Here is a 26,349-nt window from a genome sequence, read left to right on the forward strand (position 1 = left end):
CCCAGCGAGCTGGGCAATACAATCGCCGTCGGCCACGGCCGACCCCCGGTTTGTTGTCTCGACAACGACAAACTAACCGGGTCGGCCGTGTGCCTCTTCCCTCAGTTGGGAGATGAACCAAAAAAAAGCCCTGCATCGCTGCAGGGCTTCCTCATGATGGCGGAGTGGACGGGACTCGAACCCGCGACCTCCGGCGTGACAGGCCAGCATTCTAACCGACTGAACTACCACTCCGCTGAGACGAACATCATAGCGCGCACCGATTGTGTGCGCAACAGTTTTTGGTGGGCACTGAGGGGATCGAACCCCCGACCCGCTCCGTGTAAAGGAGCCGCTCTACCGCTGAGCTAAGTGCCCGGGCGGACGATTATCGCAGCGCGCGGCGAGCAGCGGAACCATCCCGCAAAAGAAAAAGGCCCGGCAATACCGGGCCTCCCAGGGAATGCAGCGGCAGTCAGTTGACCGCGTCCTTCAGCGCCTTGCCGGCCTTGAATGCCGGATTCTTGGAAGCCTTGATCTTGATCGTGTCGCCGGTACGCGGGTTGCGGCCGGTGCGCGCGCCACGCTTGCGCACCGAGAAGGTACCGAAACCCACGAGGGTCACGGTGTCGCCCTTCTTCAGCGCCTTGGTGATGGCGGCGACCATCGCGTCGAGCGCGCGGCCCGCGTCGGCCTTGGTCAGCTCGGCGCCATCGGCGATGGCATCAACGAATTCGGACTTGTTCATTTGCTTGGTTGCTCCCTTGCGGAATGGGTACAGAAATATTCGGTGACCGGATCGACTAGCGCTCGCCTGCTGTGGTTCCGGAGTTGCCCCGGCGCACCACTAAGGTGCGCCACGGTTGCAAACTTTATACCAGTGGTTTTTTTTGCATGCAACCCGGAAAACAAGCACTGGCGCGGGTTTCAGCCGAATGCCGACGAATGGCCCACCCCTTCCGTCAGTGTTTGACATCGTTGCGGACGCGCCTCTCCGGTTTCGGGAGAGGCGGCTGCGCTTCCTCGCTCATGGGTATGCGGCCCGGCAACGGGCGTTCCAATGCCAGGTCGAGCACCTCGTCGATCCATTTCACCGGCACGATCCTCATGTGCCTGGTCACCGCTGCCGGAAGGTCGGTGAGATCCTTGCGATTCTCGTCGGGGATGATCACGGTCTTGATCCCGCCGCGCAGAGCCGCGAGCAGTTTTTCCTTGAGGCCGCCGATCGCACTGACGCGACCGCGCAAGGTGATCTCGCCAGTCATCGCCACGTCGTTGCGCACGGGAATCCGTGTGAGCATCGACACCAGTGCCGTCGCCATGGCGATGCCAGCGCTTGGACCGTCCTTGGGCGTGGCGCCATCCGGAACATGCACGTGCACATCGTATTTCTGCAGGAAGTCGAGGTCGATGCCGAGTCGCTCGGTACGCGCGCGCACCACCGACAACGCCGCCGATGCCGACTCCTTCATCACGTCGCCCAATTGGCCAGTCAGCAACAATGCACCCTTGCCCGGTACCAGCGTGGATTCGATCTGCAGCAAGTCGCCGCCGACTTCGGTCCAGGCCAAGCCGGTGACGAGGCCGATTTCGTTCTCCGCCTCGACGCGGCCGAAGTCGTAGCGTTGCACGCCCAGGTACTTCTCCAGGTTCCTGTTGCCGACGACGATGGTCTTCGGCTTGATGCCCTTGGGCTGCGGCCCCTTCAGTGCGATCTCCTTGACCACCTTGCGGGCGATCTTGGCGATCTCGCGCTCGAGGTTGCGCACGCCGGATTCGCGGGTGTAGTAACGCACGATGTCGGTGATCGCGTTCTCCGCGATCTTCAACTCGCCTTCGCGCAACCCGTTCGCCTTGAGCTGCTTCGGCACCAGGTAGCGCATGGCGATGTTGATCTTTTCTTCCTCGGTATAACCGGGGATGCGGATCACTTCCATGCGGTCGAGCAACGGACCGGGAATGTTGAGCGAATTCGAGGTCGCCACGAACATCACCTCGGACAGGTCGAGGTCGACTTCAAGGTAGTGGTCGTTGAAGGTGTGGTTCTGCTCCGGATCGAGCACTTCAAGCAGCGCCGACGAAGGATCCCCGCGGAAATCCATCGACATCTTGTCGATTTCGTCCAGCACGAACAGCGGGTTCTTGCTGCCCGCCTTGTTGAGGTTCTGCACGATCCGCCCGGGCATCGACCCGACATAGGTGCGGCGGTGGCCACGGATCTCGGCCTCGTCGCGCACGCCACCAAGCGCCATGCGCACGAACTTGCGATTGGTGGCCTTGGCGATGCTCTGCCCCAGCGAGGTCTTGCCCACGCCCGGCGGACCCACCAGGCACAGGATTGGTCCCTTCATCTTCGACACGCGAGTCTGCACCGCGAGGTACTCGAGGATCCTTTCCTTGACCTTTTCCAGGCCGTAATGATCCGCGTCCAACGTGTCCTGCGCCGCCTTGAGGTCCTTGCGCACCTTGCTGCGCGCATTCCACGGCACGCCCAGCAGCCAGTCCAGGTAATTGCGGACGACGCCAGCCTCGGCCGACATCGGCGACATCTGCTTGAGCTTGGTGAACTCGGCCTTCGCCTTGGTTTCGACCGGCTTGGGCATGCCTGCGGCGGCGATCTTGCGGGCGATCTCGTCGAGGTCGTTCGGCGCGTCGTCGAGCTCGCCGAGTTCCTTCTGGATCGCCTTCATCTGTTCGTTGAGGTAGTACTCGCGCTGGGATTTCTCCATCTGCGACTTGACCCGGCCGCGGATGCGCTTTTCCATCTGCTGCACGTCGATCTCGCCGTCGACCAAGCCCACCAGCATCTCCAAGCGCTCGGCGGTATCGAGCCTCTCCAGCAGCTTCTGCTTGTCGGCCAGCCGCACGCCGAGATGCGCAGCGATGGTATCGGCCAGCCGCGAGGGATCGTCGATGCCGGACAGGGTCTGCATCAACTCCGGCGGCAGCTTGCGATTGGTCTTGATGTACTGCTCGAACATCGACATCAGCGAACGCGCGATCGCCTCGATCTCGCGCGGTTCGCGGCCCTCGGCCGAATCCACCACGTCCGCATTGCCCGACAACGCGCCATCTTCCTCGCGCACGCCGTCCACCCTCGCACGCACCAGACCTTCGACCAGCACCTTGATCGTGCCGTCGGGCAGTTTCAGCAATTGCAGCACTTGCGCCAGCGTGCCGATCGGATGCAGGTCGGTCGCGCCGGGATCGTCTGTCTCGGCGGATTTCTGCGCGACCAGCAGGATCCGCTTGTCGCCCTCCATCGCGAGGTCAAGCGCACGGATCGACTTGTCACGACCGACGAACAGCGGGATCACCATGTGCGGGAACACCACCACGTCGCGCAGCGGCAGCACCGGCAAGGCAAGGGCGGGATGTTCGGTGGGGCTGCTCATGCGGACTCCATTCACGTCGCGCGGCGCGAAGGCGCCGCCATGCCACGGTTATGGGGTTATACGCAGCGGGATGCAAGCGGGATGCACATGAGGGGGCACGCGCAGCATGGCCCAAACGTGAAGGCCGCCTTGCGGCGGCCTTCACGGGCAATTCAAGTGATCACGCTTCAATCGGCGGATGCCGCCTTGGCCGGTGCCGGCGTGCCCTGGTAGATCAGGTAGGGCTCCGACTTGTGCTCGATCACCGATTCGTCGACCACCACCTTGCTGACGTTCTCCAGCGATGGCAGGTCGTACATCGTGTCGAGCAGCACCGATTCGACGATCGTGCGCAATCCACGCGCACCGGTCTTGCGCTTCAGCGCCTTCCTGGCGATCGCGGCAAGTGCGTCGGGACGGATTTCCAGCTCGACACCTTCCATCTCGAAGAGCTTGCGGAACTGCTTGGTGATCGCGTTCTTCGGCTCGGTGAGGATCTTCATCAGCGCCGGCTCGTCGAGCTCTTCCAGCGTCGCGACCACCGGCAGGCGGCCGACGAATTCCGGGATCAGGCCGTACTTGATCAGGTCCTCGGGTTCCACCTGTGCCAGCACTTGGCCGATGTCGGCCTTGCGCTCGGCACTCTTCACCTTTGCACCGAAGCCGATCCCGCCGGACTCGCTGGAACGCTGCTGGATCACCTTGTCCAGACCGGCGAAAGCACCACCGACGATGAACAGGATGTTGCGGGTATCGACCTGCAGGAATTCCTGTTGCGGATGCTTGCGTCCGCCCTGCGGCGGCACGCTCGCCACGGTGCCCTCGATCAGCTTCAACAGCGCCTGCTGCACGCCTTCGCCTGACACGTCGCGAGTGATCGACGGGTTCTCGCTCTTGCGCGAGATCTTGTCGATCTCGTCGATGTAGACGATGCCCTGCTGTGCTTTCTCGACGTCGTAGTCGCACTTCTGCAGCAGCTTCTGGATGATGTTCTCCACGTCCTCGCCGACGTAGCCGGCTTCGGTCAGCGTGGTCGCATCGGCCATGGTGAACGGCACGTTGAGCATGCGCGCCAGCGTTTCCGCCAGCAAGGTCTTGCCGGAACCGGTGGGGCCGACCAGCAGGATGTTGGACTTGGCCAATTCGACATCGTCAGACGACTTCTGCCGGCTCTCGATGCGCTTGTAGTGGTTGTAGACCGCGACCGCGAGGGTTTTCTTCGCGCGGCGCTGGCCGATCACGTACTGGTCGAGGACGTCCAGGATCTCGCGTGGCTTGGGCAGGGAGCTGCGCGTGGATTGCGCCTTCTCCTCCAGTTCCTCGCGAATGATGTCGTTGCAGAGCTCGACGCACTCGTCGCAGATGAACACGCTGGGCCCCGCGATCAGCTTGCGCACCTCGTGCTGGCTCTTTCCGCAGAAGGAGCAGTAGAGGATCTTGGTGCTGTCGCCGGTGGTGCGTCCCTGACGGTCTTCGCTCATTCGTTGCTCACTCGCCGTGCTTCACGGCTTCGGCCCGAGGATACCATACGCCCCCGCCGGGCCAAGCGGGGCCAGAATTCGCCTGGAATGGCTCCAGCACGTGCTTTGCGGGGCGACCTGGCCGCCCCCTTGGGTGGCCTCAGCCGGCCTGGATCGACTCGTCGGGGCGACGCACCAGCACTTCGTCGACCAGCCCATATTCCCGGGCCGCCTCGGCGGACTTGAAGTTGTCGCGCTCGGTGTCGCGGGCGATCGTTTCGATCGGCTGGCCAGTGTGGTGGGCCAGGATCTCGTTCAAGCGCTGGCGCATCGACAGGATTTCGCGGGCCTGGATGTCGATGTCGGTGGCCTGGCCCTGTGCGCCGCCGAGCGGCTGGTGGATCATCACCCGCGAGTTCGGCAAGGCGTAGCGCTTGCCGGACGAACCCGCCGCCAGCAGCACCGCGCCCATCGAACAGGCCTGGCCGACGCAGATCGTGCTCACGTCCGGCTTGATGTACTGCATGGTGTCGTAGATCGCCATGCCCGCGGTGACGATGCCACCCGGCGAGTTGATGTACAGGCTGATGTCCTTCTCGGGATTCTCGGCCTCGAGGAACAGCATCTGCGCGACGACCACGTTGGCGACATGGTCGTCGATCCCGCCGACCAGGAAGATCACCCGCTCCTTCAGCAGGCGCGAATAGATGTCGTACGCGCGCTCGCCGCGGCTGGTCTGTTCGACCACCATCGGCACGAGGTTGAGGGCTTTGATCGGGTCCATGGTCTCTCGCTGGTTGTGGCTCGGCTTACTGGCCGATCGCTTCCTGGAAGCCGATCGCCTGTTCGGTGTGCTGGGCGCGCTCGGCGATCCAGTCGATCACCTGCTCTTCCATCACGCGGTTCTGCAGGCCCTGCATCAACTGGGGGTCGTTGCGGTACAACGCAATGACCTGCTCCGGCTGCTCGTAGGTCGAGGCGATCAGGCGCATCGTTTCGTTCAGCCTCGACTGCTCGAGGCGCAGTTCATTGCGACGGGCAACTTCACCGACCAGCAAGGCGACGAGGACGCGCTTGCGGCCGGCGTCCTGGAACGCTTCGATGCCGGCCCCGACCTGCTGGCCCTGGCGACGGGCCTGCTCGGTGGCATTGGCCAGCAAGACACGCGCTTCGTTTTCAACCAGGCGTGGCGGCAGATCGACGTCGGTGTAGGCGGCGATCAGCTGCTCGCCGACTTCGCGACGCAGGCGGTTCATCAGCGCGCCCTTCAGCTCGCGCTCCAGGTTGCTGCGGATTTCCGTCTTGAACTGATCGAGGTCACCGCTCTTCACGCCGAAGCTGCGGATGAACGCGGCATCGACCTCGGGCAGGACTTGCTCGGCCACGTCAACCAGCTTGAAGGTCGAGGTGACGGTCTTGCCTGCGAACTGCGGCATATGCCAGTCGGCCGGAAGGGTCACGTCGATGGTCTTTTCCTCGCCGGGCTGCATGCCGGCGATGGCGGCCTCGACCTCCGGATACATCGACCCCGAACCCAGCACGGTGCTGGTCTTCTCGAAACCTTCGGCCGGCATGCGCGCGCCGTCGACGGTACTTGCAGTTTCGAGGTTGGCCATGTCACCGGTCTTGGCGGCACGGGTGACCTTGCTCCAGCTGGCACGCTGCTGGCGCAGGTTCTCGAGCATGCGCTCGATGTCAGCGTCGGTGACTTCCGACGTGTTGCGGACGACTTGCAGCTTGGTCATGTCGAGGTCGCCGAAATCCGGCACCAGCTCCAGCGACGCCACGTACTTCAGTTCGCCCTCGCCGGCGTCGGCGTCCTGGGTGATCTGCGGCGCGCCGGCGATGCGCAACTCGTTCTCGCGCACGGCCTGGTCCATGCCCTGGCGCAGCAGGCCGTCGACGATCTCGGCGCGGACCTGGCCGCCGTAGCGCTGCTCGACCACCTTGGTCGGCACCTTGCCGGGGCGGAAGCCCTTGATGCGCACGGTGCGCGCGATCTCGCGCAGACGGCCGCCGACCTGGTCGTCGACATCGCCCGCGGGCAGGCTGAGGATGACGCGGCGCTCGAGGTTGCCGGTGGATTCGACCGAGACTTGCATGATGCGATGACTCCTGCACGGGTTCGCGCGAACCCGGTTGCGCGTAAGGGGTTGGACGGATGCCGGGCAAGCCGCCCGGCGGAACGCGCTAGTTTGGCCGATCCGCAGGCATCCCGCCACCCGTTTCGGGGGATATGACGGCAAGCGTAGTGGCATGGATGCCCGGAAAAGCGAACGCCCGGCAAGCCGGGCGTTCGTGGGACTTGGTGGGCCGTCAAGGATTCGAACCTTGGACCTATTGATTAAGAGTCAACTGCTCTACCAACTGAGCTAACGGCCCCGAACAAAAATTGTAGCGTTTGCAGGGATGCCAGCGCAACCGCTGGCACCACTTGAACATTGGGGTGGATGATGGGATTTGAACCCACGACCCCCGGAATCACAATCCGGTGCTCTAACCAGCTGAGCTACACCCACCAAAGTTGCTTGCTTGAAACACACATCCACCACGTTGGCGCGCCCGGCAGGAATCGAACCTGCAACCGCCGGCTTAGAAGGCCGGTGCTCTATCCGGTTGAGCTACGGGCGCCCGTGCCGGATTGTCGCATCGAACTCCACTGCCAGAATGCCGCGTCGGAATGGTCGGGGTAGAGGGATTCGAACCCCCGACATCCTGCTCCCAAAGCAGGCGCGCTACCAGACTGCGCTATACCCCGCCGACGGAACCCGAACTGCTGCCTTCGCAGTCTCCCGCTGCGCGCCAGCGCGACGAAAGAGCCGCGTATTGTCCGGCCACCGGCGCGCAGTGTCAACGCACATGCCGTCCATGGCCAATCGTCACGACTGATGGCAGGCACCGGTCACCGCTACAATGCGCCGGCGCGAAAGTGGCGGAATTGGTAGACGCCCTGGTTTTAGGTACCAGTGCCGCAAGGCGTGCGGGTTCGAGTCCCGCCTTTCGCACCACCCTCTACCTGTGACAAGCGTCATCGCGCCGGGCTATCCTCGGGGCAGGCATTCCGCCCAGACCTCGCACAGGATCGACGACATGCGCAGCGGCAATCCCGCCCTCAAGGACAATACGTTCCTCGACCTCGGCAGCGGCACCCTGGTGCGCGACGATGCAGGGGCCATGAGCATCAACGGCACGGTCAACAAAACGGGTTTCCTGCTATTGCTGACCATGCTCACTGCCGCCTTCGCCTGGACGCAGGCGTTCGGCGCCGACGGGCAACTGGCACCGGGCTTCAGCGTGTATGTCTGGGGTGGTGCGATCGGCGGCCTGGTCATCGCGCTGGTCACGGTGTTCAAGAAAGAATGGGCACCGGTCACCGCCCCGCTCTATGCCCTGGTGGAAGGCTTCTTCCTGGGCGCGATCTCGGCGCTCTACAGCCACCTGTACGAGGGCGTCGTCATCCAGGCGGTCGGCCTGACGTTCGGCACCCTGGCGGCGCTGCTGATGGCGTATCGCAGCGGTCTGATCAAGGCGACCGAGAACTTCAAGCTCGGCGTGGTCGCCGCGACCGGCGGCATCGCCCTGCTGTACCTGGTCAGCCTGGGCATGCGCCTGATGGGCTTCGGCAGCATCGGCTTCATCCACGAGAGCAGCATGATCGGCATCGCCTTCTCCGGCTTCGTGGTGGTGATCGCCGCGTTGAACCTGGTGCTCGACTTCGATTTCATCGAACAGGGCGTCGAACAGGGCGCGCCGAAGTACATGGAGTGGTACGCCGCCTTCGGCCTGCTGGTCACCCTGGTCTGGCTGTACCTGGAGATCCTGCGCCTGCTCGGCAAGCTGCAGTCGCGCGACTGAGCCATCGTCGCGAGCAACGAAAAAGGGCGCCGGACGGCGCCCTTTTTGTTTGCGATGGTGCAGCCGGCGGCTGCACGCGACGCCCGATCAGAGGCGCGAGGCAATCGCCTTCGCGAACGACAGCGTGTTGCCCTCGCCGCCCAGGTCCGGGGTCAGCGAATCCTTCGCTTCCAGGGTGTCGATGATCGCGGCGCGCAAGCGCTCCGCTTCCTGCGGCAGCGCCAGGTGGTCCAGCATCTGCGCCGCGCCCAGCAGTAGCGCGCAGGGATTGGCGATGCCCTTGCCGGCGATGTCGGGTGCCGAGCCGTGCACGGCTTCGAAGATCGCCACGTCGGTGCCGATGTTGGCGCCCGGGGCCAGCCCCAAGCCGCCCACCAGGCCTGCGCACAGGTCGGAGATGATGTCGCCGAACAGGTTGGTGGTGACGATGATGTCGAACTGCTCCGGCTTCATCACCAGTTGCATGCAGGTGTTGTCCACGATCATCTCGTTGCACTGGATGTCGGGGTATTGCTGGGCCACTTCCCGCGCGGTCTTGAGGAACAGGCCCGAGGTCGACTTCAGGATGTTCGCCTTGTGCACCACGGTGACCTTCTTGCGGCCGGTCTTGCGGGCCAGGTCGAAGGCGTAGCGCACGATGCGCTCGGAGCCGCGATGGGTGATCTTCTGGATCAGGGTCGCGGTCTCGCCGTCGGCCGAGACATTCTGGCCTTCGCCGGAATAGGCGCCCTCGGTGTTCTCGCGCACGGTGATCAGGTCGACGCCGGACGGGAAGCGCGACTTGGTGTTCGGGAAACTCTTGGCCGGGCGCACATTGGCGTACAGGTCGAAGCGCTTGCGCAACTCGACGTTGATCGAGCTGAAGCCCTCGCCGACCGGCGTGGTCAGCGGCGACTTCAGGGCGATGCGGTTCTTGCGGATCGAATCCATGGTGGCCGCCGGCAACAGCTCACCGTGCTTTTCCAGGGCGGCCAGGCCGGCATCGGCGAATTCGTACTGCAGGCCAAGCTGCATCGCGTCGAGCACGTGCAGGGTGGCATCCATGATTTCCGGGCCGATGCCATCGCCACGGATGACCGTGATGGTCTGTGTCATTGCTGTGTTTGCTCCAGGACGGGGGGAGCGCGCGGCGGCATGGCCGCGCGGGAAACGCGAAAGGTTTCAGGCGCAATTATGCCCGAAGTCGTTGTCGCCCCAGCCATCCGACCTTGGTCGCGGGCCGCCCGCCTGCGATCAACCGTGGTCGTGCGGCGCGGCTGGCGCGGCCTCGCCCTGCTCGAGCGTGTCGAGGAAATCCACCGCCCGGCGCAGGTGCGGGATCACGATGGAGCCACCGACCACCAGGCCGATCGAGAACGCCTCGAACATCTCCTCGCGGTTCACCCCAGCCTCCTTGCACTGGGCGACGTGGTAACTGATGCAGTCATCGCAGCGCAGCACCATCGACGCCACCAGCCCGCACAGCTCCTTGGTCTTCACGTCCAGTGCGCCGGCCTGGTAGGTCTGCGTGTCCAGCGCGAAGAACCTGCGGACGACCTGGTTGGGCTCGCCCAGGATGCGGGTGTTCATCCGCTGGCGGAATTCGGTGAACGCCTTGACCCGATCATCCTCGCCTGTGCCGCTCATGCGCCTTCCCCCGCGAGCAGCGGCTCGAACCTGCCCGCGCGATGCAGGGCCATCATGTCGTCGTAGCCGCCGACGTGGACGTCGCCCACGAAGATCTGCGGCACGCTGGTGCGGCGCGCCTTCGCCACCATCGCCTCGCGGGCGACCGGATCGGTGTCGATCCGCACCTCGGTCCAGGCCAGGCCCTTGCTCTTCAGGAAGTTCTTGGCCATCACGCAATACGGGCAGATCGCGGTCGAGTACAGGGTGATTACGGGGGTGTTGGCGTCGCTCAAGTTCGATCTCCGGGAACGCGGATGCTGCAATCTTGTCGTATGTGCGGGCAGCGGCGGGTATTTTCCAGTTGCTCAACCCCCGTTCACACCCGCGCCACGCCAACGCAGCATCCTGCCCACATGACGATTGCCCGCCCCCGCACTTGCTCCCGCCGCCTGCTGCCCGCCGCCCTCGCCTTCGGCCTGGCGTTGGCCATCGGCGCGACATCCGCCCAGGACAACCGCCTGCCCGACATCGGTTCGTCCGCCGGCAATGTACTGTCGCCGGCGAAACAGGCCGAATATGGCGGCATGGTGCTGGCCCAGCTGCGCCACGAGGGCTACATCCTGGAAGATCCGCTGCTGGACGGCTGGCTGCGCGATGTCGGCCAGCGCCTGGCCGGTGCCAGCGACCGGCCGCAGCAGTCGTTCACCTTCTTCCTGCTGCGCGACCGCCAGATCAATGCCTTCGCGACGCTCGGTGGCTACATCGGCATGAATGCGGGCCTGATCCTGTCCGCGGAGCGCGAGGACGAGATGGCCGGCGTGCTGGCCCACGAGATCGCCCATGTCACCCAGCAGCATGTGCTGCGTGGTGCGGAAAAGGCACAGCGCGACAGCCTGCCGATCATGCTGGCGATGCTGGGCGCGATCGTCGCGGCCCAGCAGGCCGGCGGCAATTCCAGCGGCGACGCCACCCAGGCCGCGGTGGTCACCGGCCTGGGCCTGCTGCAGCAACGGCAGATCGACTACACCCGCGACAACGAGGCCGAAGCCGACCGGGTCGGCATCCGCAACCTCTCGCGCAGCGGCTACGACCCGGAGGCGATGGCCGATTTCTTCCAGACCCTGCAGTCGGTGGTGCGGATGAACCAGGGTGATGAACGCGCCCGCGCTCCAAGTTACCTGCAGACCCACCCGGTCACCCTGACCCGGGTCAGCGAAGCGCGCGAACGCGCCGCCAAGCTGGAAGCCCCCGCCGTCACCAGCACGACCACCGCCGGCAGCAATCCGCTGCTGCCGCCGGGCCTGAGCATCGCCACCACCACCGCCGGCCAGCGCGGCCAGGGCGCCACCGGCGACTTCGGCTGGGCGCGCGAGCGGCTGCGCGTGCTGAGCGCCGACACCCCCGCCCAGGCGATCCGCGAATACCAGCAGATGCGCGGCAAGACGCCACTGGACGATGCCCGTCGCTATGGCCTGGCGATCGCCCACCAGCAGGCCGGCCAGGGCCGCGAGGCCTTGCAGGAGCTCACCCCGCTGGCCGCCGCCCACCCCGGCAACCTGTGGCTGCAGGTGGCGTTGGCCGAAGCCGAGGCCCGCGCGGGCCAGCTGGCCCAGGCCGACAAGCGCTTCGAATCCCTGCTGGCACGCATGCCGACCCATCGCGCGCTGGCGCTGAGCTATGCGCGCACCCTGGCCGAGCGCAACACCCGTGACGCTGGCACCCGCGCGGTTGCGGTGTTGCGGCCGTTGCTGGCCACGGCCACCAGCGACCCGTTGTTCCAGCAGGCCTATGCCCGCGCCAACGAGATCGCCGGCGACGATGTCCGTGCCGGAGAAGCCTGGGCCGAGGCCGCGTTCCTGGGCGGCCGCCCGGAACAGGCGCTGGTCCAGCTCAACAACCTGAAGAAGCGCGCCACCCTGGATTACTACGCACGCAGCCGGATCGAGGCGCGGATCGCCGCGATCACCCCGACCGTGCTGGAACTGCGCCGCCAGGGCATCAGGGACGAAGAGGCCACCGGCCGGCTCAGCGTGGGTGTGCGCGCCGACGGCTCCGCGGCTGAACGGTGACGGTGTCACCAAACCGTCACCAAACCGTCGTGTAATGGCAGGATCGCCGCAGGACGCGGCATCCCCCGCCATGCAGGATCCGGCATGCAGAAGCACATCCTGATCGTCGACGACGAACCCGCGATCCGCGACATGGTCGCCTACGCCCTGCGCAAGGGCGAGTACGAACCCGCGCATGCCGGCGACGCCCGCGAGGCGCAGGCCGCGATCGCCGAACGGGTGCCCGACCTGATCCTGCTGGACTGGATGCTGCCCGGCACCAGCGGCCTGGAACTGGCCCGGCGCTGGCGCAAGGACGCGCTGACCCGCGATGTCCCCATCATCATGCTGACCGCACGCGGTGAGGAGAACGACCGCGTGGGCGGGCTTGAGGCCGGGGTCGACGATTACGTGGTCAAGCCGTTCTCCGCACGCGAACTGCTGGCCCGGATCCGCGCGGTGCTGCGCCGCTCGCGCGAGGACGACGAGGACGGCAGCGTGCAGGTCGGCGGGCTGCGCATCGACGGCGCCGCGCACCGGGTGTTCGCCGACTCCACCGGCGGGCCGACCCCGGTCCACATCGGCCCCACCGAATACCGCCTGCTGCATTTCTTCATGACCCATCCCGAGCGCGTGTACAGCCGCTCGCAACTGCTCGACCACGTCTGGGGCGGCAGCGTCTACGTGGAGGAGCGCACGGTCGACGTGCATATCCGCCGCCTGCGCAAGACCCTGGAGCCGCACCAGCTCGACCCGATGGTGCAGACCGTGCGCGGCGCGGGTTACCGGTTCTCTGCGGCGGCATGAGCGGCGAGCGGTCGGCGCATCCAGCGCCCAACGCCTAGACTTCGCGCATGTCGCCCGACGCCCGTTCCGCCTGGTTCCGCACGCTCGGCCAGCTCGCGCTGGTGCTGGTGCTGGGCTTGGCCGTCGGCCTGCTGCTGGGGCATCCGTGGCCGGCACTGACCATCGCCGCGCTCGGCGTGGTCGCCTGGCATTACTGGAAGCTGCGCAACGTGCTGCTGCGGTTGACCGCGCGGCAACGGCTCGCGCCATCGTCCGGGGTCGGCGTGTGGAACGAACTCGACCGCCTGCTCTCCCGCAGCCAGCACGAGATGCGCGCACGCAAGCGCCGGCTGCTGGCGATGCTGCGCGCCTATCGCGCCGCTGCCGCCGCCCTGCCCGACGCGGTGGTCGTGGTCGAACGCAACACCCAGCGCGTGCTCTGGTTCAACGAAGCCGCCACGCCCCTGCTCGGCCTGCACTACCCGCGGCACCAGGACGCGCCGCTCGTCGCTGCCCTGCAACCGTTGCCGATGGCGCAGTGGCTGGCCAGCGGGCGCAACGCCGAGCCGATGATCGATGTCGCGTCGCCGGCCAATCCGGACCTGCGCCTGCACCTGCGGCTGATCCCGTATTCGGACGAGTTGTGGCTGCTGGTCGCACGCGACGTCACCAAGATGATGCGGCTGGAGCACATGCGCCGCGACTTCGTTGCCAATGTCTCGCACGAGCTGCGCACGCCACTGACCGTGGTCCACGGCTACCTCGACATGCTCGACCCCGAGGAGAAGCCCGACTGGGCACCGATGCTGGCGGAAATGCAGCGGCAATCGCAGCGCATGACCCAACTGGTCGAAGACCTGCTCACGCTGTCGCGGCTTGAAGCACGCGACACCCTGCCGGAGGAACACGTTGCCGTAGCCCCGATGCTGGCCACCCTGCGCCGCGAGGCCGAGGCACTCAGCCAGGGGCGGCACCGGATCAGCGTCGTCGATGATGCACAAGTCGACCTGTGCGGCTCGACCAAGGAACTGCACAGCGCGTTCTCCAACCTGGTCGCCAATGCGGTGCGCTACACACCGGCCGATGGCGAGATCCACGTGCGCTTCGGCCGCGACGCCGACGGCGGCGCCACGCTGTCGGTGCGCGACACCGGCTACGGCATCCCCGCTGCCCACCTGCCGCGCCTCACCGAACGCTTCTACCGCGTCTCCACCAGCCGCTCCCGCGAATCCGGCGGCACCGGCCTCGGCCTGGCCATTGCCAAGCACGTGCTGGGCCTGCACGACGCCCGCCTCGACATCGCCAGCGAGGTCGGCAAGGGCAGCACCTTCGCCTGCCGCTTCGGACCCGCCCGCGTGCTCCCGCGCGACGCCATCCCCTCGATGACCCAAAGCCCATGACCACGCCCAAGACCACGAAGTCCCGAACAGCGAAAGCCGCGACCGCCAAGCGCGCAACCTCGGCACCAGCACAGGCGAATCCACTGCGCGATCCCGCGCTGTACGCCAACCGCGAACTCTCGCAACTCGACTTCAATTTCCGCGTGCTCGCCCAGGCGCAGGATCCGTCGGTGCCCTTGCTGGAACGGCTGCGCTTCCTGTGCATCAGCTGCACCAACCTGGACGAATTCTTCGAGATCCGCGGCGGCTCCGTGCGCCATGCGATCGAGTTCGGCCTGCCGCCCGCGGCCGACGGGCTGGCGCCGGGCGTGCTGATCAACAGGATCCACGACCGCGCCGCCGACCTGGTGCAGGCGCAGTACCGCTGCTTCTACGAGGAATTGCGCCCGGCGCTGGCCGATGAAGGCATCCGCCTGCTGCAACGCGAGCAGTGGAGCGCCGAGCAGACCCGCTGGTTGCGCGACTATTTCCGCGATGAAATCATGCCGGTGCTGTCGCCGCTGGGGCTGGATCCCGCGCATCCGTTCCCGAAGATCCTCAACAAGTCGCTGAACGTGGTCGTGCTGCTGGAAGGCAAGGACGCCTTCGGCCGCGAGGGCCACATGGCGATCGTGCGCGCGCCGCGCTCGCTGCCGCGGATCATCCGCCTGCCAGACCAGGACGGGGACGGCGACCGCTTCCACGACTTCGTGTTCCTCAGTTCGGTGTTGTCCGCGTTCGTGCATGAACTGTTCCCGGGGATGAAGGTCAACGGCGCGCACCAGTTCCGGGTCACCCGCAATTCCGAACTGATCGTCGACGAGGACGATGTCGACAACCTCGCCCTCGCCTTGCGCGACGAATTGCTGGGCCGCGGTTACCTGCGCGCGGTGCGGCTTGAGATCGACGAGCGCTGTCCGCAGGACATCGTCGACAGCCTGCTCGCCAACTTCGACCTGCCGGCCAACGCGGTCTACAAGATCAACGGGCCGGTCAACCTCAACCGCGTGGTCCAGGTCTACGACCTGGTGCAGCGCCCCGACCTGAAGTTCCCCGCGTTCCAGCCGCGCATCCCGCGCGAGGTCGACGCGATGTTCGACCTGATCCAGCAGGGCGACGTGCTGCTGCACCATCCATTCGACGCGTTCACCCCGGTGCTGGAACTGATACGCCAAGCCGCCGAGGACCCGAACGTGCTGGCGATCAAGCAGACGCTGTACCGCACCGGCAAGGAGTCGGCGATCGTCGACTCGCTGATCCAGGCCGCGCGCAAGGGCAAGGACGTCACCGTGGTGGTCGAACTGCGTGCGCGCTTCGACGAGGAAGCCAACCTCGGCCTGGCGGATCGCCTGCAGGATGCCGGCGTGCAGGTGGTGTACGGCGTGGTCGGCTACAAGACCCACGCCAAGATGCTGCTGATCGTGCGCCGCGAAGGAAAATCCCTGCGCCGATACGTGCACCTGGGCACCGGCAACTACCACAGCGGCACCGCGCGCGCGTACACCGACTTCAGCCTGATGACGGCCAACCCCGACATCGGCCACGACGTGCACCTGATCTTCCAGCAGCTGTCCGGCCTGGCCGCGCCGCTGACCCTCAAGCACCTGCTGCAGTCGCCGTTCACCCTGCACCAGGGCGTGCTGGACCGGATCGAGCGCGAGACCGCCCATGCGCGCGACGGCCGCCCCGGCCGGATCGTGGCGAAGATGAACGCACTCAACGAACCGCAGGTGATGCGCGCCCTCTACGAGGCCTCGCAGGCGGGCGTGCAGATCGACCTGGTGGTGCGCGGTGCCTGCACCCTGCGCACCGGGATCCCGGGCATCTCCGACAACATCCGCGTGCGCTCGGTGGTCGGCCGCTTCCTGGAACACCACCGCATCTGGTGGTTCGGCAACGACGGCACGCCGGACCTGTACTGCTCGTCCGCCGACTGGCTCGAGCGCAACCTGCTGCGCCGGGTCGAGACCGCTTTCCCCGTGCTGGATGCGGATTGCGCGCAACGCGTGCACCGCGAAGGCCTGCTCAACTACCTGGCCGACAACCAGAATGCGTGGGACCTGCAGGCCGATGGCAGCTATGCAAAGGCCGTGCCGGGCGAGGGCGAAGCCGCCTTCTCCGCGCAGTTGTCGCTGCTGGACGACCTGTATGCGTGACGCCCGCCGGCATCCGGCGATAATGCGCGCATGACGCAACACGCCAGCAACCGCGCCGCATGAGGACGACCCAGCGCCGCACCCCGGCCGCCAACGCGCCCACGCCGCGCGATGGCGACATGCTCGCTGCGCTGGACCTGGGTTCCAACAGCTTCCACATGGTGGTGGCGCAGCGCGTGCTGGGCCAGTTGCGGGTGGTGGATCGCCTGCGCGAGACCGTGCGCATGGCCGAAGGCCTGGACGGATTCGGTGGCATGTCCGCGGAGGCGCAGGAGCGCGCATTGGCCTGCCTGTCGCGCTTCGGCCAGCGCATCGCCGATATCCCGCCGCAGCACGTGCGCGCGGTGGCCACGAATACCGTCCGCCAGTTGCGCATGCCCGGGCAGTTCCTGGTGCCGGCGGAAGCCGCGCTGGGGCACGCGATCGAAGTGATCTCGGGCCGCGAGGAAGCACGCCTGGTGTATCTGGGCGTCGCCCATGCGCAGCCGCCCAAGGACGGCCAGTTGCGGCTGGTGATCGACATCGGCGGCGGTTCCACCGAATGCATCATCGGCCGCGGCATGCAGCCGCTGGAGCGCGAAAGCCTGCAGGCCGGTTGCATCGCCAGCACCCGCCGCTTCTTCCCCAATGGCCGCCTGTCCAAGAAAAAGTGGAAGGACGCGCTGACCGAAATCACCGCCGAGTTCCAGCAGTTCGCATCCACGTATCGCAGCCTGGGCTGGGACGAGGCGATCGGTTCGTCCGGCACCAACAAGGCGATCGGCGAGATCTGCGCCGCGCTCAAGCTGACCAAGGGCGCGGTCACCGCCGAGGCGCTGCCGCAGGTGCGCGAACGCCTGCTGCAGGCCGACCGCATCGAGGACATCGACCTGCCCGGCCTGTCCGCCGACCGCCGGCCGATCATCGCCGGCGGCGTGCTGGTGCTGGAGGCGGTGTTCGCCGCGCTCGGCCTGCAGCGCATGCAGGTGAGCAAGGGCGCGTTGCGCGAAGGCGTGCTCTACGACCTGCTGGGCCGTGGCGGCGCCGACGATCCGCGCGAGGTCTCGGTGGATGCGCTGATGCAGCGTTACGGGATCGATGCCGCGCAGGCGGCGCGGGTCGAAGCCACCGCGCTGCGCCTGTTCGACCAGGTGGCGATCGACTGGGCGCTGGACGGCGACGACCGCCGCATGCTCGCGCGCGCCGCGCGCCTGCACGAGATCGGCCTGGCCATCGCCCACAGCGGCTACCACGGCCATGGCGCCTACATCCTGGAACATTCCGACATCGCCGGGTTCTCGCAGCAGGAACAGCGGGTGCTGGCCGCGCTGATCCGCACCCACCGCCGCGGCATCCCCAAGTCGGCGTTCGAGCAGATCCCGGACCGCCTGCTGGCCAACACCCGCCATGTCGCCGCGCTGTTGCGCCTGGCGGTGCTGCTGCACCGCGCGCACGAGACCGTCGAGATGCCGGTGCTGCGCCTGCAGGCCGACGGCGAACGCCTGCAACTGGCACTGGCTGAACGCTGGCTGCGCGCCCGCCCGTTGCTGCGCGCCGACCTGGCCGGCGAACCCGACGACATGCTGGGACTGGGCGTGACCCTGAAACTTGCCGCGGAGTAACCCGATGACGCCGGACATCCACGACTACAACGCACGCCAATCGCAGGTCGACCGCGGCGTCTGCGATCTCCTCGCCGAACAGATCCATCGCGGCCTGCCCGAGGCCGAGGCGAAGATTTGGCATGCGCATCCGGTGTGGTTCCTGGATGGCAACCCGGTGGTCGGTTACAGCAAGCTCAAGGATTCGGTGCGCTTGCTGTTCTGGAGCGGACAAGGCTTCGACGAACCCGGGCTGCGGGCCGAGGGCAAGTTCAAGGCCGCCGAAGCGCGCTACACGACCACCGGGGACGTCGACGTGGCCCTGCTCCAGCATTGGCTGGGCAAGGCCCGCGACATCCAGTGGGACTACAAGAACCTCGTCAAGCGCAAGGGCCGGCTCGAGCGGCTGAAGTGACTGGAAATGGGGTCAGAGTGAAGTTTCCTGACCGCGTGTCCGTAATGACCTGAGATGGTCGGCAGGAAATTCACTCTGACCCCATTTCCTGCTTCTTTGCGAACGCGGCGAACTCCGGCCCCGCCAGTCGCAGGTTCTCGCGCAGGTAGGCGCGCAGGCGCTGGCCCGCCGGTTCCGGCGCGGGCCCGCCGAGGTGCTTCTGCAACATCGTTTCCATCGCAAACAGGTAGGCCTCGCGCGGGATCGGCGCGGTCGGCGAATGCCCGCCACCGGGTTCCACCAACAAGGTCATCGGCCGTCCAAGCGCTTTCAGTGTTGCGCTGTAGTCGACGACTTCACGGATCGCCACCGTGCGATCGGCGCCGCCAGCGATGACCAGCAACGGGCGCCGCATCTTCGCGGCATTCGCCCGCGGCGATTGCGCATGCAGGCGCGCATAGGTGACTGGATCGGTGGCATCCAGCGACAACGCCGCCAGCGTGTGCTTGAGCGAACGATCCGGCAGGTCGCCCTGCTCGCCGGCCGCGACCAGCCAGCGCATGCCCCAGCCCAGGTCCGCGGGCGGCGCGCCGGCCACGCCGACCTTGAACAGCTCCGGCTGGAAGGTCAGGCCCAGCAGCGTCGAGTAACCGCCGAAGGAGTGGCCGACGATGCCGACGCGCGCCTGGTCGCCGATGCCCTGTGCCATCAGCCAGCGCACACCTTCGACGATGTCGCGCTGCACGCGGCCGTTGCCGTAGTCGCCGTTCGACGCGAAGGTATAGGTGCGACCGTGCCCGGTGGAGCCTCGGAAGTTGGTCTGGAACACCACGTAGCCGCGGTTGGCGAGGAACTGCGCGGTGCCGTCGTAACCCGCGCGGAAGTGGTTGATCGGGCCACCGTGCACCTGCGCGACCAACGGCGCGCGCGCGGGATCGACGCCCGGCGGCAGCAGCAGGAAGCCATGCACGCGCAGCCCGTCCGAGGCGAGGTAGGACACCGCGAGCTTGCGCGACAGTTGCGATTCCTTCGGCGAATTCGCGGTGGTCGCACCCTCGTCGAGGATGCGGCGCGCCTGGCCGGTACGCGGATCGAACAGGTGCCAGCGCGGGTCGCGCAGGGTCGGCGCGCGTTCGGACACCAGCCACTGCCCGCCCGGCCCGCTGCCGGCCTGCACGGCGATGTCGCGTCCCGGGAATTGCCTGGCGATGCCGGCCACGACCGCCTGCGCGTCGCCGATGCCGTAGGTCGCGGCGATGGTGCTGCGATAGCTCGCGGCCAGCGGCATCGAGGTGCGCGGATCCACCACGACTTCGTCGAGGTCGGCCTCGCGGCGCGGGTCTTCGTGCAGGGTCTGCAGCGTGTCGTCCGCGGTCAACCGCAGCACGCGGCGGAAGTTGCCGGCGGGCACGCGGCTGCCCGGGTTGCCTTCCATCAGCAGGCTGCCATCGGGCATCGCGGCGAGCAGGCTTATCCGCTCCATCGGCGCGAGGTGCAGCACTTCGCGCAACGACCCGTTCGGCAACACCCGATGCAGGGCATCGTGGCCGCCCTCGAAGCGCGCCAGCGCGACGATCCTGCCACGCGCATCCAGCGCGACATCGTGGACCCAGCGCGGGTCATCGCGCAGCACGCTGCGCTTGCCGTGCATGTCCATGCGCACGATCCGCCAGCGTTCGCCATTGCCCACGCTCACGCGCTCTTGCAGCAACACCGCGGCCGGTTGCGAAGGATCGATCTTCATCGCCCGCCTCCGCTCCGCGCCGCCCATCGGCACGCGCACCCCGGCGCGGCCGCCCACCGACACGCTGGCGAGGGATTTCGATCCGCGCAGGAACAGCCAGCGCCCGTCGCGCGACCAGAACAGTTGCTCGGCCTGGGTGCGCGCGACCAGCACCCGCGGCTTGCCGCCGGCGGTGGGCAGCAGGAACAGGCTGCGCGATTCGCCCTGCTCGCGCAGATAGGCCACGTAGTCGCCGGCCGGCGACAGCCGCACCGCGGCCAGGCCGCGACCTTCGAGGAAGGCACTTCGCGGCAGTTGTGGTGCGCGCGGCAGCGCGCGCTGGGTGGCGATCGCGGCGCGCAATTCGGCCGCACTGTCTGCCGCCGGCGCCTGCATCGGCGCGATCAGCAGCGCGAGCAGGGCCAGCGTCCCGCACAGTTCACGGAACTTCGTCATCTCGATGTCTCCGTCCGTGCGCTCAGGCGATCGCGGGTTGCAGGTTCGGCAGCGATGCCGGCAGCGTTTCCCGCTTCGGCACCATCAGCCACAGCGCAAGCAATGCCGGCAGTCCGACCACGCCGCACAGCACCACCCACAGCCAGCGATTGCGCGGCGACAACTGCAAGCGCGCGCTCAGCCAGGTCGCACCGAGCAGGGACACCACGCAGCAGGCCAGCGCCAGCCACAGCATGCTGCGCGGCATCGGCTGCGGCGATGCGCGCAGCGGATCGGGCGCGGCGTACAGGTCCTGCGCGCCCAGGCACAGCGTGCGCAGCACCGGCGACAGCCACCAGATGCGCGCGGTATAGGCGGTCGGCAAGTCCTGGCTGAGGTTGCGCCGTGCGACTTCGCGCGCATGTCCGTTGCCGTCGACGCGCAGGACCTGCTGGTAGGGATGCTGCAACTCGCTCGACCACACGCCCCAGGTGTAGGTGAACGACACCAGGTAACCATCCAGCAACTCGATCACGTCCATCCGGCTGAGGTTGCCCACCTCGCCCGGCATCGGCACCCGCATCAGCGGCTGCAGCAGGTCGAGTCCATTCATCGCCTCGCGGCCGGGATAGAAATAGGCGGCGCGGTCGCTGAGCACCAGCAGGTTGTCGCCGGCCGGTTCCGGCGGGCTGGCCATCACTTCGCCCTGCGGCAAGCGGATGCGCTCATGGATGTGCCCTTGTCCGTCGTCGTACTGGTAGGCGGCGTGGGCGTTGTACAGGTAGTCGGCGGCGAACGGCATGGTCGGCGCCGGGAACGCCACCTGCGCCTCGCCCACGCCGAGGTCGCCGCGCGCGCGCTTGTCCAGCGCGCCGTAGCCGACGAAGCGCATGCTGTCGTGCTTGAACACCCAGGTGATGTTGCGATCGCCGTCGGTGAACTCCATCGGCTGCAGGTTGGTCATCTCGCCGCGCTGCGGCAGGCTGCGCAGCGGGTAGCGCGTGTACACGTCGGACAGCGCGATCTGCTCGCGCCACAGCGCAGCGTCCGGATCGCGGCTGTTTTCGATGCCGAGCAACAGCATGTCCTTGCCTTCGGCGCGATCGGCCTCGATGTAGCCCCCCTTCGGCGGCGTCGGTGTATTGAGCGGATGGGTGCCGCTCACCGTCCAGAACAGCTCGACGCCGTAGCCCAGCATCCAGACCAGGAAGTACGCGCCGATCTGCACGGGTAGTGCGGTCACGGCGGTGGCGGCGAAGCTGCGCGGCGCGGCCACCGGATCGGGGCGGAACACGATCGCCACCAGTCCCACCAGCACCGCAAGCAGCGTCAGTTGCAGCGCCAGCATCGCCACGCCCGAGGCCTGCGCGAACATCAGCAGGCACGGCAGCACCAGCACCGCGAACGAATGCCGGCGATTGCCGATCATCGCGTAGGCGCCGGCCGCATAGCCGATCAGCGCGATCAGCCAGGCCGCGATCGGCATCATCCAGTGGCGCAGGTCGACCACGCGCGCGGTCGCCGTGTCCTGGTACAGCGCGATCAGCGCGATCGGCAATGCCGCGGCGACGAACAGCAGCACCGCGCCCGCGCCACCCAGCGCACCGGCGATCTGCAGGCGATGCATCGGCCTGTGCAGCAGGCTGAGCCATTGGTTCGGCTTGCGGTAGCTGCCCATCTGGTACAGCCCCAGCAAGGTGCCAGCCACCGCATAGGTCATGGCGAAGACCTGGTAGACCAGCAACGGTTGCTGGGCCAGGTCGACGATGCGGGCCATGAAGCCCAGGATGCCGGCGTGCACCGCCGCGGCCGCGATGGCCCACAGGCGGAAGCGCAGCAGCTCGCCCTTGAAGAGATCGATCATGTTGGTGTCCTCATGCCGTCAAGCGGCGTTGTGTCGCGCGTCAGGCCGCAGCCGGCGCAGCGTGGTTCTTGGCAAGGAAAGCGTTGACGGCGCGGTCCAGGCTGACCGGCATCGACTGCACGTTGCGCGCACCGCTGGTGCGCAGGAACTGCTCGAAGCCGGCGTCCTGGTCCAGCACCAGGTAGTGGTGCAGGCCGTCGAGGCGCTGCACTTCCAGCAGGCCCGGCACGGTGTGCAACTCCGGCCCCTTGAACGGCACGTCGGCCACCCAGTGGCTGACCCGCGCGGTGAACTCCTCCGGCGCCGACATGTTCTTCAGCTGCCCGCGCTCGAGGATGATCAGGTTGTCGGCGACGCGCTCGATCTCCTCCATCTGGTGCGAGCAATAGATCACCGTGCAGTCGTCGGCGGCGTTGCTGTACAGCAGCGACTCCAGGAAGGCGCGCTTGGCGATGACATCGAGGCCCAGCGTCGGCTCGTCCAGCACCAGCAGTTCCGGCCGCTGCGCCAGCGCCAGCGCCAGGTTGAAACCGGCGCGCTCGCCGCGCGACAGCTGGCCGACCTTCTGCTCCGGCAGCACGTGGTAATGGCCGATCACGCTGTCGAAGCCCTGCTGGTTCCAGCGCGCGTACTGGTGCCGCTGCATCGCGGTTACCTGCGACACCCGCATCCAGTTGGCCAGGGTGTGTTCCTCGTTGACGAAGCCGATCCGGCTGCGGTCCTGCGGGGTGAGCGACTGGCTGTCCCGGCCGAGGATGCGGGCCTCGCCGGTGGTCGGCGGCATGAAGCCCATCAGGATGCGGAACAGGGTGGACTTGCCGGCGCCGTTGGCACCGACGATGGCGTGGATGCGCCCGCGCGGGATGGCGAGGTCGAGATGGTCCAGCGCCAGCTTGCGGCCGTAGCGCTTGCTCAGCGCGCGGGTCTCGATGACGTAGTCGGATTGGGTGGTCATGTGGGTGCTCGATGCGGTGTCTATCGGGACTGGCTCAGTCGCGCTCAGGCGATCTTCCGGGGAACCAGCTGCTGAAATTCGTGGGCGACGCGCGCCTGCACCTCGTCAGGCGCAAAGCCGAGCGGGATCACGTCGTTGACGAAACGGCCGATGGCTTCGTCCAGGCGGCGCTCGCGTTCGTCGTCGGACAGGCGCTGGCGCGGGGTGGCCACGTACAGGCCCATGCCCTGCCGGGATTCCAGCCAGCCCTCGGTGGTGAGCTCGGCGTAGGCCTTTGCCACCGTGTTCGGGTTGATGGTCAGCTGCTGGGCCAGCCCGCGCACGCTGGGCAGCTGGTCGCCGGCCCCGAGTTCGCCGGTGGCGATCTTCATCCGCACCGCGTCGACGATCTGCTTGCCGATCGGGCGCGGATCGCCGGTGGCGATCTGGATCATCAGGGCTTGGGGTCGTGCCATCGGCGCCGTCCTATCTGTACTATTTGAGCTAGTACAGTACGAACGCAGCTGGATCGTCAAGCCGGGGTGCGACGAAATAGGGGAAATCGGGTGCGAAACCGGGCTGGAGCCCGAAATCGGTAAATGGGGACGGAGGGAATTAATCGCGATTAATTCCCTCCGTCCCCATTTACCACTCTGACCCCTTTTCGCCTTTCATCCCCGCCTGTCACCCGCGCGTCATCGCCCCGACACCGCACGGTCACGCCCGCCGCGCAGCCTCCCGCAAACGGAGAGCTGCATGCGCTACGCCATCGTCACCGAGACCTATCCGCCGGAAATCAACGGCGTCGCCCTGACCGTGCAGGGGCTGGAACAGGGCCTGCGCGAACGCGGCAACGCGGTGTCGGTGATCCGCCCGCGCCAGGCGACCGATGCCCCGCAGTCCACCGACGACGACACCAAGCTGGTGCGCGGTGCGAGCCTGCCCCGCTACCCCGGCCTGAAGTTCGGCCTGCCGGCGACCGGCAAACTGCGTCGCCACTGGCAGGCCAACCGCCCCGATGCGATCTACGTGGCCACCGAAGGCCCGTTGGGCTGGTCCGCACTGCGCGCGGCGCGCCAGCTCGGCATCCCCGCCGCCACCGGCTTCCACACCCGCTTCGACACTTACATGCGCGACTACGGCTTGCCGCTGCTGGCACCGGTCGCGCTGCGCTGGATGCGCCACTTCCACAACAGCGCCCAGGCCACCCTGGTCCCGACCCGCGAACTGCAGGCCTTGCTGGACTCCGAAGGCTTCGACAACGTGATCCGGCTGGCGCGCGCGGTCGACACCGGCCAGTTCGATCCCGGCCATCGCGACCCGGTGCTGCGCGCCCTGTGGGGCGTCGGCGAGCGCGGGGTGGCGGCGATCTTCGTCGGGCGCATCGCCGCCGAGAAGAACCTCGGCCTCGCGGTGGATGCGTTCCGCGCCCTGCAACGGCAACGCCCGGAGGCGCGCTTCGTCTGGGTCGGCGACGGCCCAGCGCGCGACGCCCTGCAACGCGAGAATCCCGACTTCATCTTCAGCGGCCTGCAACGCGGCGAGGCCCTGGCCCGCCATTTCGCCAGCGCCGACCTGTTCGTGTTCCCCAGTCATAGCGAGACCTTCGGCAACGTCACCCTGGAAGCGCTGGCCAGCGGCGTGCCGACGGTCGCCTTCGACTACGGCGCGGCCCGCGAATGCCTGCGCGATGGCCTGCATGGTGCCGCGATCCCGCGCAGCGACCAGCCCGCCCGTGACGATGCCGCGTTCATCGCCGCGGTGGCGCGCATCGGCAGCGACGAAGCCGCGCGCCGGCGCATGCGCCCCGCCTGCCGCGAAGCCGTGGCCGCGTTGCGCCCGGCGCAGGTCGCCAGCGATTTCGACCACCTGCTGCGCTCGCTCGCCAACCCGGAGCATCGCCATGTCCCGATCGCTGCCCTCTAGGTCGCCGGCCCGCCGCATCGCCACCGCCGAATCCGGCTGGTGCCTGCGCGCCAACCGCGTGTGCGCGCGCAGCGGCGCGCTGCGCTACTTCGCCGCGGTCAGCAGATTGGGCGATGGCGTGTTCTGGTACGCATTGATGGGCGCGCTGTTGGTCCTCGATGGCATGGACGGCCTGCGCGCCTCGCTGCATCTCGCGCTCACCGGCCTGGTCGCGCTGATCCTCTACAAGGCGCTGAAGCGCTGGACGAAGCGGCCACGGCCGTTCGCCAGCGATGTGCGCATCCGCGCGTGGGTGGCGCCGCTCGACGAGTTCAGCTTCCCGTCCGGGCACACCTTGCACGCCGTCGCCTTCAGCCTGGTGGCGATGGCCCACTACCCGTCGCTGGCCTGGTTGCTGGTGCCGTTCACCGCCAGCGTGGCGGCCTCGCGGGTGATGCTGGGCCTGCACTACCCCAGCGATGTGCTGGCGGCGACCGGGATCGGTTGCGGACTCGCGGGAATCTCGCTGTGGTTGGTGCCGGGGGTGTCGTTGTTCGGGTGATGCTTCAAATCCCGTAGCCCGGATAAGCGCAGCGCATCCGGGAACACATGGCACGCACCCCAACCCCGGATGCGGCCCTTGGCCTTATCCGGGCTACAAGAGCAACTGGTAATGCTCCTGAGCCCCGTAGCGCGGATAAGCGCAGCGCATCCGGGGAACACGTGGCATCGCAGAAAAAAAGGTTCTTCACCCAAGTCCGGGGAAGGCGGCCCGGATCTTCAGGAAGAAGTAGGCGTCGTCGCGGAAGCCGTAGGCCATTCGCTTGATGACCTTGATCTTGTTGTTGATGCCTTCGACCAGGTTGGTG

22 protein-coding genes and 7 tRNA genes are annotated in these 26,349 nt (G+C 67.2%); 10 read left to right on the plus strand and 19 right to left on the minus strand.

The features are described from left to right. Positions 1 to 157: 157 nt before the first annotated feature. The 11 genes from ACE3T8_RS13765 to ACE3T8_RS13815 all read right to left on the minus strand — a co-directional run bounded on the left by ACE3T8_RS13765 (position 158) and on the right by ACE3T8_RS13815 (position 7,571). Positions 158 to 234 (minus strand) — tRNA-Asp (locus ACE3T8_RS13765). 48 nt (positions 235 to 282) lie between these two features. Continuing rightward, positions 283 to 357: transfer RNA gene (locus ACE3T8_RS13770), tRNA-Val, on the minus strand. A 97-nt stretch (positions 358 to 454) separates the two neighbouring features. Beyond that, entirely contained in the window at positions 455 to 727 is a 273-nt protein-coding gene (locus ACE3T8_RS13775; protein WP_374609871.1) for an HU family DNA-binding protein, read from the minus strand. 214 nt (positions 728 to 941) lie between these two features. Further along, positions 942 to 3,374 (minus strand): endopeptidase La, encoded by a 2,433-nt coding sequence (gene lon / locus ACE3T8_RS13780; protein ID WP_374609874.1) that lies wholly within the window; start codon positions 3,372 to 3,374, stop codon positions 942 to 944. 167 nt (positions 3,375 to 3,541) lie between these two features. Next, a complete protein-coding gene (gene clpX, locus ACE3T8_RS13785) occupies positions 3,542 to 4,834 on the minus strand; it encodes an ATP-dependent Clp protease ATP-binding subunit ClpX (protein WP_374609876.1) in 1,293 nt (430 codons plus the stop codon). A gap of 139 nt (positions 4,835 to 4,973) precedes the next feature. Beyond that, positions 4,974 to 5,597 carry an ATP-dependent Clp endopeptidase proteolytic subunit ClpP gene (gene clpP, locus ACE3T8_RS13790; RefSeq protein ID WP_374609878.1) on the minus strand — a complete coding sequence of 208 codons (624 nt, stop codon included), beginning with the start codon at positions 5,595 to 5,597 and terminating at the stop codon, positions 4,974 to 4,976. 25 nt (positions 5,598 to 5,622) lie between these two features. Then, positions 5,623 to 6,915, minus strand: a complete 1,293-nt coding sequence (tig, locus tag ACE3T8_RS13795; protein ID WP_374609879.1) for a trigger factor — start codon at positions 6,913 to 6,915, stop codon at positions 5,623 to 5,625. 204 nt (positions 6,916 to 7,119) lie between these two features. Continuing rightward, positions 7,120 to 7,195: transfer RNA gene (locus ACE3T8_RS13800), tRNA-Lys, on the minus strand. A gap of 60 nt (positions 7,196 to 7,255) precedes the next feature. Further along, positions 7,256 to 7,332, minus strand: a tRNA-His gene (locus ACE3T8_RS13805). 35 nt (positions 7,333 to 7,367) lie between these two features. Next, a tRNA-Arg gene (locus ACE3T8_RS13810) sits at positions 7,368 to 7,444 on the minus strand. Between the two features lie 50 nt (positions 7,445 to 7,494). Continuing rightward, positions 7,495 to 7,571 (minus strand) — tRNA-Pro (locus ACE3T8_RS13815). Positions 7,572 to 7,736: 165 nt separating this feature from the next. Here ACE3T8_RS13815 and ACE3T8_RS13820 point away from each other — a divergent pair. Then, positions 7,737 to 7,821: transfer RNA gene (locus tag ACE3T8_RS13820), tRNA-Leu, on the plus strand. An 82-nt stretch (positions 7,822 to 7,903) separates the two neighbouring features. Beyond that, complete coding sequence (locus tag ACE3T8_RS13825; protein WP_374609881.1) at positions 7,904 to 8,668, plus strand: Bax inhibitor-1/YccA family protein; 765 nt, start codon at positions 7,904 to 7,906, stop codon at positions 8,666 to 8,668. 87 nt (positions 8,669 to 8,755) lie between these two features. Here ACE3T8_RS13825 and ACE3T8_RS13830 read toward each other — a convergent pair whose 3' ends face one another. From ACE3T8_RS13830 to grxC, 3 genes are all read right to left on the minus strand, one after another. Then, the gene (locus ACE3T8_RS13830; RefSeq protein WP_374609883.1) at positions 8,756 to 9,763 is read right to left on the minus strand and encodes an isocitrate dehydrogenase; all 1,008 of its coding nucleotides are present in this window, start codon (positions 9,761 to 9,763) and stop codon (positions 8,756 to 8,758) included. A gap of 138 nt (positions 9,764 to 9,901) precedes the next feature. After that, entirely contained in the window at positions 9,902 to 10,294 is a 393-nt protein-coding gene (locus tag ACE3T8_RS13835; protein ID WP_374609885.1) for a carboxymuconolactone decarboxylase family protein, read from the minus strand. Beyond that, positions 10,291 to 10,569, minus strand: coding sequence for a glutaredoxin 3 (gene grxC, locus ACE3T8_RS13840; RefSeq protein WP_374609886.1), 279 nt, complete (start codon positions 10,567 to 10,569; stop codon positions 10,291 to 10,293). The genes ACE3T8_RS13835 and grxC overlap by 4 nt, the downstream gene beginning before the upstream one ends. A 120-nt stretch (positions 10,570 to 10,689) precedes the next feature. On the opposite strand from grxC, the gene ACE3T8_RS13845 reads away from it, so the two are divergent. The 6 genes from ACE3T8_RS13845 (at position 10,690) to ACE3T8_RS13870 (ending at position 18,640) form a co-directional block, all read left to right on the plus strand. Continuing rightward, positions 10,690 to 12,345, plus strand: a complete 1,656-nt coding sequence (locus ACE3T8_RS13845; protein WP_374609888.1) for a M48 family metalloprotease — start codon at positions 10,690 to 10,692, stop codon at positions 12,343 to 12,345. 84 nt (positions 12,346 to 12,429) lie between these two features. Beyond that, positions 12,430 to 13,131, plus strand: a complete 702-nt coding sequence (gene phoB / locus ACE3T8_RS13850; protein WP_374609890.1) for a phosphate regulon transcriptional regulator PhoB — start codon at positions 12,430 to 12,432, stop codon at positions 13,129 to 13,131. Positions 13,132 to 13,178: 47 nt separating this feature from the next. Continuing rightward, positions 13,179 to 14,510, plus strand: a complete 1,332-nt coding sequence (gene phoR, locus ACE3T8_RS13855) for a phosphate regulon sensor histidine kinase PhoR (protein ID WP_374609891.1) — start codon at positions 13,179 to 13,181, stop codon at positions 14,508 to 14,510. Next, a complete protein-coding gene (gene ppk1, locus ACE3T8_RS13860) occupies positions 14,507 to 16,645 on the plus strand; it encodes a polyphosphate kinase 1 (protein ID WP_374609893.1) in 2,139 nt (712 codons plus the stop codon). Before phoR ends, ppk1 begins: the two co-directional genes overlap by 4 nt. 59 nt (positions 16,646 to 16,704) lie before the next feature. After that, positions 16,705 to 18,246, plus strand: coding sequence for an exopolyphosphatase (gene ppx / locus ACE3T8_RS13865; protein ID WP_374609895.1), 1,542 nt, complete (start codon positions 16,705 to 16,707; stop codon positions 18,244 to 18,246). Between the two features lie 4 nt (positions 18,247 to 18,250). After that, positions 18,251 to 18,640 carry a DUF1801 domain-containing protein gene (locus ACE3T8_RS13870; RefSeq protein WP_374609897.1) on the plus strand — a complete coding sequence of 130 codons (390 nt, stop codon included), beginning with the start codon at positions 18,251 to 18,253 and terminating at the stop codon, positions 18,638 to 18,640. A 70-nt stretch (positions 18,641 to 18,710) separates the two neighbouring features. On the opposite strand, the gene ACE3T8_RS13875 is transcribed toward ACE3T8_RS13870, so the two are convergent. Genes ACE3T8_RS13875 through ACE3T8_RS13890 form a run of 4 tightly spaced genes read right to left on the minus strand, consistent with a single transcriptional unit; the run spans position 18,711 to position 24,051 of the window. Beyond that, entirely contained in the window at positions 18,711 to 20,798 is a 2,088-nt protein-coding gene (locus ACE3T8_RS13875; RefSeq protein ID WP_374609898.1) for a prolyl oligopeptidase family serine peptidase, read from the minus strand. A gap of 22 nt (positions 20,799 to 20,820) precedes the next feature. Next, positions 20,821 to 22,641: a hypothetical protein gene (locus tag ACE3T8_RS13880; protein ID WP_374609900.1), complete on the minus strand. Its 1,821-nt coding sequence runs from the start codon at positions 22,639 to 22,641 to the stop codon at positions 20,821 to 20,823. 40 nt (positions 22,642 to 22,681) lie between these two features. After that, positions 22,682 to 23,596 (minus strand): ABC transporter ATP-binding protein, encoded by a 915-nt coding sequence (locus tag ACE3T8_RS13885; RefSeq protein WP_374609901.1) that lies wholly within the window; start codon positions 23,594 to 23,596, stop codon positions 22,682 to 22,684. A gap of 44 nt (positions 23,597 to 23,640) precedes the next feature. Beyond that, positions 23,641 to 24,051, minus strand: a complete 411-nt coding sequence (locus ACE3T8_RS13890) for a GntR family transcriptional regulator (protein ID WP_374609902.1) — start codon at positions 24,049 to 24,051, stop codon at positions 23,641 to 23,643. 280 nt (positions 24,052 to 24,331) lie between these two features. Here ACE3T8_RS13890 and ACE3T8_RS13895 point away from each other — a divergent pair, with 280 nt between their 5' ends. Further along, positions 24,332 to 25,501 carry a glycosyltransferase family 4 protein gene (locus ACE3T8_RS13895; protein ID WP_374609903.1) on the plus strand — a complete coding sequence of 390 codons (1,170 nt, stop codon included), beginning with the start codon at positions 24,332 to 24,334 and terminating at the stop codon, positions 25,499 to 25,501. Next, a complete protein-coding gene (locus tag ACE3T8_RS13900; RefSeq protein WP_374609905.1) occupies positions 25,479 to 26,042 on the plus strand; it encodes a phosphatase PAP2 family protein in 564 nt (187 codons plus the stop codon). The genes ACE3T8_RS13895 and ACE3T8_RS13900 overlap by 23 nt, the downstream gene beginning before the upstream one ends. 186 nt (positions 26,043 to 26,228) lie before the next feature. On the opposite strand, the gene ACE3T8_RS13905 is transcribed toward ACE3T8_RS13900, so the two are convergent. After that, positions 26,229 to 26,349 (minus strand): transposase (locus ACE3T8_RS13905; protein WP_374606131.1); only part of this gene is annotated, 121 nt, incomplete at its 5' end.

The organism is Thermomonas sp. (genome assembly GCF_041919455.1).
Classification (GTDB): Bacteria; Pseudomonadota; Gammaproteobacteria; order Xanthomonadales; family Xanthomonadaceae; genus Thermomonas.

Coding starts and splice junctions, on each gene's coding strand:
- ACE3T8_RS13775 (WP_374609871.1), bottom strand. CDS start 727: ATGAACAAGTCCGAATTCGTTGATGCCATCGCCGATGGCGCCGAGCTG.
- lon (WP_374609874.1), bottom strand. CDS start 3,374: ATGAGCAGCCCCACCGAACATCCCGCCCTTGCCTTGCCGGTGCTGCCG.
- clpX (WP_374609876.1), bottom strand. CDS start 4,834: ATGAGCGAAGACCGTCAGGGACGCACCACCGGCGACAGCACCAAGATC.
- clpP (WP_374609878.1), bottom strand. CDS start 5,597: ATGGACCCGATCAAAGCCCTCAACCTCGTGCCGATGGTGGTCGAACAG.
- tig (WP_374609879.1), bottom strand. CDS start 6,915: ATGCAAGTCTCGGTCGAATCCACCGGCAACCTCGAGCGCCGCGTCATC.
- ACE3T8_RS13825 (WP_374609881.1), top strand. CDS start 7,904: ATGCGCAGCGGCAATCCCGCCCTCAAGGACAATACGTTCCTCGACCTC.
- ACE3T8_RS13830 (WP_374609883.1), bottom strand. CDS start 9,763: ATGACACAGACCATCACGGTCATCCGTGGCGATGGCATCGGCCCGGAA.
- ACE3T8_RS13835 (WP_374609885.1), bottom strand. CDS start 10,294: ATGAGCGGCACAGGCGAGGATGATCGGGTCAAGGCGTTCACCGAATTC.
- ACE3T8_RS13845 (WP_374609888.1), top strand. CDS start 10,690: ATGACGATTGCCCGCCCCCGCACTTGCTCCCGCCGCCTGCTGCCCGCC.
- phoB (WP_374609890.1), top strand. CDS start 12,430: ATGCAGAAGCACATCCTGATCGTCGACGACGAACCCGCGATCCGCGAC.
- phoR (WP_374609891.1), top strand. CDS start 13,179: ATGTCGCCCGACGCCCGTTCCGCCTGGTTCCGCACGCTCGGCCAGCTC.
- ppk1 (WP_374609893.1), top strand. CDS start 14,507: ATGACCACGCCCAAGACCACGAAGTCCCGAACAGCGAAAGCCGCGACC.
- ppx (WP_374609895.1), top strand. CDS start 16,705: ATGAGGACGACCCAGCGCCGCACCCCGGCCGCCAACGCGCCCACGCCG.
- ACE3T8_RS13870 (WP_374609897.1), top strand. CDS start 18,251: ATGACGCCGGACATCCACGACTACAACGCACGCCAATCGCAGGTCGAC.
- ACE3T8_RS13875 (WP_374609898.1), bottom strand. CDS start 20,798: ATGACGAAGTTCCGTGAACTGTGCGGGACGCTGGCCCTGCTCGCGCTG.
- ACE3T8_RS13880 (WP_374609900.1), bottom strand. CDS start 22,641: ATGATCGATCTCTTCAAGGGCGAGCTGCTGCGCTTCCGCCTGTGGGCC.
- ACE3T8_RS13885 (WP_374609901.1), bottom strand. CDS start 23,596: ATGACCACCCAATCCGACTACGTCATCGAGACCCGCGCGCTGAGCAAG.
- ACE3T8_RS13890 (WP_374609902.1), bottom strand. CDS start 24,051: ATGGCACGACCCCAAGCCCTGATGATCCAGATCGCCACCGGCGATCCG.
- ACE3T8_RS13895 (WP_374609903.1), top strand. CDS start 24,332: ATGCGCTACGCCATCGTCACCGAGACCTATCCGCCGGAAATCAACGGC.
- ACE3T8_RS13900 (WP_374609905.1), top strand. CDS start 25,479: ATGTCCCGATCGCTGCCCTCTAGGTCGCCGGCCCGCCGCATCGCCACC.